A 1,615-nucleotide genomic window follows, 5' to 3' on the forward strand; every position below is an offset into this window, starting at 1 on the left:
GCGGCGTTGCCGAGGCCGCCGCGGCCGCCCTGGGCGGCGACGAAGCTGGTGCCGTGCCCGACCAGGTCGGCCAGCACGTTGCCCTGTCGGTCGAGCACGACGGTGCCGTCCGGCACCAGCAGGACGAGGTCCTGGCCCTCGGCGCCGGTGCGGTTGCCGCCCGCGCCGGGCTTGCCGTTGGTCGCCTTGCGCTTGGGCGAGTGGTGGTATTCGAGGAGGGTGGTGATCTGCGCGTCGACGGTGAGGATGACGCTGCCGCCCTCGCCGCCGTTGCCGCCGTCGGGGCCGCCGAGCGGCTTGAACTTCTCCCGGTGTACGGAGGCGCAGCCGTGGCCTCCGTTACCCGCGGCGACGTGAAGTTCGACGCGGTCCACGAAGGTGGTCATGGGGTGTGCCTCCAGTACGGATGAGTCTGCTTGCTACCTGCGTAAAGCCGAAGGGTGGACCGGAACATTCCGGCCCACCCTTCAGTGTGAGTCTGGTGCGACTCGCGAGTCCGCGGGGACTCAGGCCTCGACGGCCACGATGTTGACGACCTTGCGGCCGCGACGGTTGCCGAACTGCACCGCACCGGCGGTCAGCGCGAACAGGGTGTCGTCGCCACCGCGGCCGACACCGGCACCCGGGTGGAAGTGGGTGCCGCGCTGGCGGACGAGGATCTCGCCGGCGGAGACGACCTGGCCGCCGAAGCGCTTCACGCCGAGGCGCTGGGCGTTCGAGTCACGGCCGTTACGGGTAGAGCTTGCGCCCTTCTTGTGTGCCATATCTCGCTATCCCCTTACTTGCTGACCGAGTCGATGCTGGTGATGCGCACCGCGGTGTGCTTCTGACGGTGACCCTGACGACGGCGGTAGCCGGTCTTGTTCTTGTAGCGCAGGATGACGATCTTGTCACCCTTGGTCTGGTCGACCACCTCGGCGTGAGCCTTCACGCCGGCCAGGACCCACGGGTCGGAGGTGACGGCGTCACCGTCGACGACCAGGATGGTCGAGAGCTCCACCGAGTCACCCGGCTTGGCCTCGATACGGTCGATCTCCAGCACGTCGCCGACGGCGACCTTGTGCTGGCGGCCGCCTGCGCGAACGATCGCGTACATGCGGTACCTACTTTCCCAACTCGGTCGGAACTCCCGACGCCAGCCACCTGGGTACGGACACAGGAGCCTCTCCCCGTCCCTCCGCGCGGGCGCGGACGTACCGGGAAGGTGATGTGCTCGGGAGCGTGGCGTAGACACGCCGATGGTCAAGAATACGGACCGGCCGCCCGAGGGGCAAACCGGACCGTACGGCCCGGGGCGGGAAGGGTCCCGCCCCGGGCGTGGGCACTACTCGGCCGCCGTATCACCTTCGGCGGCCGCCGCCTTCTTGGCCGCCGCGCTCGTCCGCTTGGTCGCGGTCTTGCGGGCGGTGGTCTTCTTGGCCGCCGTCGTCGTCTTCTTGGCGGCGGTCTTCTTCGCGGCGGTCTTGCGCGCGGCCCGCTTCTTGGGCGCCGGCGCCTCCTCGGCCTCGGCGGCGGCCTCGGCAGCGGTGGCCTCGGCTGCGGGCTCCTCGGCGGGGGCCTCGGCGGGAGCCTGCGCGGCGGCCTCCTCCGGCGCCTCCTCGGCGACCGGCTCGGC

3 protein-coding genes and 1 pseudogene are annotated in these 1,615 nt (G+C 70.7%); all 4 read right to left on the bottom strand.

The window, feature by feature from the left end:
* Positions 1-386: pseudogene (obgE, locus tag AB0O00_RS38550) on the bottom strand (GTPase ObgE); the annotation flags it as partial.
* Positions 387-506: 120 nt separating this feature from the next.
* Positions 507-764: a 50S ribosomal protein L27 gene (gene rpmA / locus AB0O00_RS38555; RefSeq protein ID WP_030058248.1), complete on the bottom strand. Its 258-nt coding sequence runs from the start codon at positions 762-764 to the stop codon at positions 507-509.
* Positions 765-778: 14 nt separating this feature from the next.
* Positions 779-1,096, bottom strand: a complete 318-nt coding sequence (rplU, locus tag AB0O00_RS38560; protein WP_030233759.1) for a 50S ribosomal protein L21 — start codon at positions 1,094-1,096, stop codon at positions 779-781.
* Between the two features lie 228 nt (positions 1,097-1,324).
* Positions 1,325-1,615, bottom strand: a 291-nt coding sequence (locus AB0O00_RS38565) for a hypothetical protein (protein ID WP_363659341.1), incomplete at its 5' end; no start/stop codon positions are given.

The organism is Kitasatospora sp. NPDC093558 (genome assembly GCF_040683475.1).
In the GTDB taxonomy this organism is placed as follows: Bacteria; Actinomycetota; Actinomycetes; order Streptomycetales; family Streptomycetaceae; genus Kitasatospora.

Coding starts and splice junctions, on each gene's coding strand:
- rpmA (WP_030058248.1), bottom strand. CDS start 764: ATGGCACACAAGAAGGGCGCAAGCTCTACCCGTAACGGCCGTGACTCG.
- rplU (WP_030233759.1), bottom strand. CDS start 1,096: ATGTACGCGATCGTTCGCGCAGGCGGCCGCCAGCACAAGGTCGCCGTC.